2 protein-coding genes are annotated in these 5,370 nt (G+C 76.7%); both read right to left on the bottom strand.

The window, feature by feature from the left end:
* On the bottom strand, positions 1 to 2,519 hold a 2,519-nt coding region (locus ACFW1A_RS38090), incomplete at its 3' end, for a beta-ketoacyl synthase N-terminal-like domain-containing protein (RefSeq protein ID WP_380417829.1).
* 76 nt (positions 2,520 to 2,595) lie between these two features.
* Positions 2,596 to 5,370 (bottom strand): SDR family NAD(P)-dependent oxidoreductase (locus tag ACFW1A_RS38085; RefSeq protein WP_380417827.1); only part of this gene is annotated, 2,775 nt, incomplete at its 5' end.

Genomic DNA, 5,370 nt, shown 5'->3' with positions numbered 1-5,370 from the left:
AGCAGGCCGGCCATCGCGGCGGCGCCCTGGGCGTCGCCGAGCTGCGCCTTGGCGCTGCCGAGCGCGAGTTCGGCGCCGCCGGCCGGGTAGACCTCGGCCAGCGCGGCCAGTTCGGCGCCGTCCTCGGCCTCGGTGCCGCCCGCGTGGGCCTCCAGGTAGCCGATCCGGTCGGCCGTCACCCCGGCCTCGGCGAGCGCCTGCCGGGCGGCGGCGGCCAGCGCCGCCGCGTCGGCCACCGGCAGCACCCCGTCCACCGGGACGGCGTGGCGCACCGCGACCGCGTCCAGCCGGGCGTAGGCGGGCCGGCGGCCCTCGCCGCACCGGGTCAGCACCACCGCTCCCGCGCCCTCGCCGATCCGCCAGCCCCGGCTGCCCTCGCCGAAGGCCAGCCCGGCGCCGGCCACCGGGGCGGTGGCCCGCAGCAGCAGGCTCTCCGGCGAGGCGGCCAGGTCCACCGCGCCGACCAGCACCGCCTCCACGGTGGGGTCGAGCAGCAGCAGCCGGGCGGTCTCCAGCGCCTGGGCGGTGCCGGCGCCCTCGGCGGAGAGGGTGAAGGAGGGGCCGGTGAAGTTCCACAGCGAGGAGATCCGGCTCGCCATGATGTTGCCGATGTAGCTGAGCACCTCGTTGGCCACGATCGGCTCGTGCACGCCCCGGCGGGCCAGGGCGGCCAGCTCCTCGAACTGACCGTCCGTCAGTTCGACGCCCGCGGCGGCGAGCTGCTCGCGCAGCCGGTCACCCAGGCCGTACCGGGCCAGGTGCAGGTGGGCGCTCGGCTCGATCTCCATGGCGATCACCACGCCGACCCGGCGCGGCTCGGGGACCGAGCCGCCGGCCGCGGGGTCGCGCCGGTAGCCGGCGTCGGTCAGCGCCTCGTCGGCGACCTTGGAGATCAGCGCGTGCTGCAGGTTGTAGTTGCGCAGGTCGGCGGGCGGGATCCGGTAGTCCACCGGGTCCAGGCCGACGGTGTCCACGAAACCGCCCTCGGGCAGCTGCACCCGGTCCAGGCCGGCCGCGGCCAGCGAGGCGCCGGCGGTCTCCTCCAGGCCGCGCCAGCGCCGTTCGGGCAGCGGGCCGAAGGCGTCCAGCCCGTCGTGCACCGCGCGCTCGTAGGCGGCCGCGCTGGTGAGGGCGCCGAAGTGGGCGCCCAGACCGACGATGTCCAGCGCCGGGCGGTCGACCGGACCGGTGGCCGGCCCGGCCGGTTGCGCCGAGTCCGCCAGCACCACGTGGGCGTTGGTGCCGCCGAAGCCGAACGCGGAGACCGCGGCGCGGCGCCGGCCGGCCGGTGCGGGCCAGGGGCGGGACGCGCGCACCAGCGCGTCGGCGGGCAGGCCGGCGATCGGCTGCGCGACCCCGACGGTGGGCGGGAGCTGGCCGTGCCGCATGGCCAGGATCACCTTGAGCATGCTGCTCAGTCCGGCCACGGTCAGCAGGTGGCCGATGTTGCCCTTGACCGAGCCCAGCAGCGGCGTGGCGTCCGGCCCGAAGAACTCGGCCACCGAGGCCGCCTCGGTGCTGTCCCCGATCGGTGTGCCGGTCGCGTGGCACTCCAGGTAGTCGATCTGGTCCGGGGTCACCGAGGCCTGGGCGTAGGCGAGTTCGTAGGCCCGGCGCTGGCCGGCGCCGCTCGGCACCAGCAGGTGGCGGCCCGCGCCGTCGTTGGACAGGCCGATGCCGTCGATCACCGCGTGCACGGTGTCGCCCTCGCGCAGCGCGTCCGCCAGCCGCCGGACCGCGAACATGCCCGCGCCCTGGCCGGTCAGGATGCCGCCGGAGCCGGCGTCGAAGGGCTGGCTGACGCCGTTCTCCGGGTAGGCGTGCAGGTCGGAGAAGGAGAGGTGGATCAGGGTCGGGTCGGGGGCGCAGACGCCGCCCGCCAGCATCAGGTCGGCCTGGCCGGTGGCCAGGTGGTCGCAGGCCAGCTTCAGCGCGTACAGCGCCGAGGAGCAGGCCGCGTCCAGCGCGTAGCGCGGGCCGCCCAGGCCCAGCGCGGCGGCCGCGATCCGGGCCGGGGCGCCGCTCACCCGGGCGTCGTCCGGGTCGGCGGGGCCGAGCAACGGGTCGGCCGGCAGCCCGGCCCCGGCCCGGCGCAGCCCCTCGCGCACCGCCTCGTCCACCAGCGGCAGGCTGATCCGGGCCGAACCCGGGGTCGGGAACGAGTAGTTGCCGAGCACCAGGCCGGTGCGGGCGAGCAGCTCGGCGCGCCCGGCGTGGCCGCCGTCGCGCAGTGCTTCGCGGGCCACGTGCAGCGACCACTGGAAGACCGGGTCCAGCCCGGACAGCTTCTCGGTGGTCAGCAGGTAGCCGGCCGGGTCGAAGGCGAAGTCGCGGACGAATCCGCCCTTGGTGCAGTAGATCCGGTGCTGCGGGTCACCGTGCCGGGCGGCGGGGCCGAAGACCGCGCTGCCGCCCTCGGTGCGGCTGTCGGTGCCGGTCGTGAGGTTCTGCCAGAACGCGTCCGGACCGGCGGCGCCCGGGAAGAGGCAGGCCAGGCCGACGATGGCGTACTTGGTCATGGACGTTCGAATTCCCTCCGGGGTTCGGCCGGTCCGGCCCACCGGGAACGGGGGCCGGACCGATCGATACGGGGCGTCAGCTGGTGGCGAACTTCGCGGCCAGCTGCGGGGTGGAGACCAGGCTCACGCCGCCGAGGCGGGCCAGCACCCGGCCGTCGCGGCGCACCGCGGTGACCGTCACGCTCGCCGAGCTGCCGTTGACGGCGGCGGGCTCCACCACCACCAGGAACGGCTCTCCGTCCGGCAGCGGCTGGTGGAACTCGGCCCGGGCCACCGAGAGCGGCAGGCTCGCGGTCTGCTTGAACCGGCGCATCCAGACCAGGCCCGCCTGGAGCAGCAGGTCCGCGGTGCCGGGCGCGTACAGCCGCCCGCCCCAGGCCCCGCCGGCCGGCCGCTGCTCGGCCAGTGCGCACTCCAGCACCAGCCGGGACTGCTCGGCGGCCAGCACCCGGCGGATCCCGCGCAGCGCCTCGCCGTGGAACAGCGTGCCGTCGCGGTACAGCTCGCCCGCGTCACTGCCCTCGCCGAGCGCGGGCAGCGCCATCGGGTGACCGGGTTCGCCGGCCGGGTCGGCGCCGAGCACCACCGAGGCCGCGTAGTGCGGTCGCAGCGCGCCGGCGGCGGTGACCGAGCGGATCACCACCTCGGTGGTGGCCTGGTCCCCGGCCGGGGTGGCGGCCAGCCGCAGCCGGGCCGGCTCGGTGCCGTCGAAGACCACGCCCTTGTGCACCGCGAAGTCCCGCACCTGGCGGACGGTGCCGCCGGTGAGCCGCTCCACCGCGCCGATCGCCCAGCCCAGGGCCAGTGCGGCCGGCAGCACCGGGGCGTCGCCGATCACGTGGTCGGTGAGCATCGGCTCGTCGGCCAGCTCGGCCGTCTCGCGCTCCAGCACGGTCTCCCGACCCGCCGTCAGCAGCTCGGGCGCGGCCGGCGCGGAGAGCGGGGTGGTCGGGCCGAGCACGGTGACCACGTCGTGGCCGCGCTCCGCGGTGAACTGGCCGGTGAACAGCTCGGCACCGGCGTCCGGGCCGATCAGCGTGATGCCGCGCTCCTGGAAGACGGCCTTGATCTGCGGCGAGACCATGCCGCTGTCCCAGGCGCCCCAGTTGAGCGAGCCGACCCGCACCTGCGGGTGGCTGCGCTTGAACGAGCCGGCCCAGGCGTTGAGCACCTCGTTGGCCATCGCGTAGTCCGACTGCCCCTGGTTGCCGAAGAAGCCGGCCACCGAGGAGAAGAGCAGCACGTGGCGCAGCCGGTCGGTGTCCAGCGCGTCCAGCAGGGAGCGCAGCCCGCCCAGCTTGGCGGCGAAGACCCGCTCGATCTCGGAGGCCTTCTTCTGCGCGATCAGCTGGTCGGCCAGCACCCCGGCACCGTGCACCAGGCCGGTCACCCGGTGCGCGTACGGGGCCAGCGCCGCGGCGGTCGCGGCGGCGTCGGTGATGTCCACCGCCAGGTACTCGGCGCTCGCGCCGGCGGCCGCCACCGCGGCCAGGGTGGCGCGCACCTCGCGCTCGCCGACCACCGCCTGGTAGAGCTGCTCGACCCGCTTCGGGGTGGGCTTCTCGTCCTGCTCCTTCAACCGGGCCACGGCGGCCGCCTTGAGCTCGGCGGCGCCGGTCACGCCCCGCGCCCAGGCCGGCTCCTCGCCCAGTGCGGTGCGGCCGAGCAGCAGCAGTCCGGGCCGGTGGGTGCGGGCCAGCTCGACCACGCAGCGGGCGGTGATGCCGCGCCCGCCGCCGGTGACCACCAGCAGGTCCTCGGGGCCGAGCTCGGCCACCCGGGCGTCGGCCGGGCGGGCCGGGTGCGCCGGGCGCTCGGCCAGGGTCAGGCGGTGGCGCCGGCCGTCGGCGGACCTGGCCACCTGGACCGGGTCGGGCTGGACGTCCTGGCACTCGGCCAGGACCAGCTCGGCGCACCGCTCGGCGGTCAGGCCGGGAGCCAGGTCGACGGCCCGGCAGAACAGCTCGGGCGCCTCCACCGCGAGGGTCTTGACCAGGCCGCCGTAGCCGCCGGCCGGGGTCAGCTGCTCGGCCACGCCGGTCAGGCCGAAGGCGCCGTCCAGCCGGGTGACGGTGACGAAGCCGGCCCGCCCCCCGGCGGCCTGCCGGCGCAGCGGCTCGACCAGGTGCCGGGCCACCAGCAGGGTGTGCGCCAGGCGGCGCAGGCCCTCGGCCCAGTCGGTGTCCTGCCGGGTGCCGAAGGCCAGCACCAGGCTGACCGGCTCGGCCAGCAGCTGCTCGGTGCGCTCGGCCAGCTCGGTGGGACCCCAGCCGGTGAGCGGGTGGTCCTGGGCGCCCTCGATGGTGCGGGAGACGCCCGGCAGGCGCAGCACCTTCAGCTGCCAGCCGGCCGCGCGCAGCCGGGCGGCCACGGCGGGGGCCGGCTCGCCGCCGTCGTCCACCAGCAGGGCGGTGGCGCCGGCCGGGTAGGCGGCCACCAGCTGGTCGGGGTGCGGGAGTTCGGCGAGCGCGGCCTGGGCGCGGCCGATCCCGGCGGGGCGCGGGGCGGGCTTGGGGCGGGCCGGCGCGGCGGGCGCCTCGGACACGACCGGGGCGATGGTGGCCGGCGCGACGGCGGTCGGCGCGGCGGCGGTCGGCGCGGTCCCGCCGGTGGCCCCGGTCATGAAGTCGACGATCTGACCGAGCGTGCGCAGCTCGCCGAGCTGCTCCGGACCCACCGCCGCATCACTCGGGAAGCGCTCGGACAGCACACCCATGATCTCGACCCGCTTGATCGAGTCGATCCCCAGATCCGCCTCGACATCCATGCCCAACTCGAGCATCTCCGCCGGATAACCCGTCTTCTGCGACACCACCTCCAACAGCGCCCGGGTGACCTGGTCCGCCGTCAC

Origin of the sequence: Kitasatospora sp. NPDC058965, assembly GCF_042741245.1 — a bacterium.
GTDB lineage: Bacteria > Actinomycetota > Actinomycetes > Streptomycetales > Streptomycetaceae > Kitasatospora.
The sequence above is the reverse complement of the archived record's forward strand: the minus strand, read 5'-3'. Positions and strand labels throughout refer to the sequence as shown.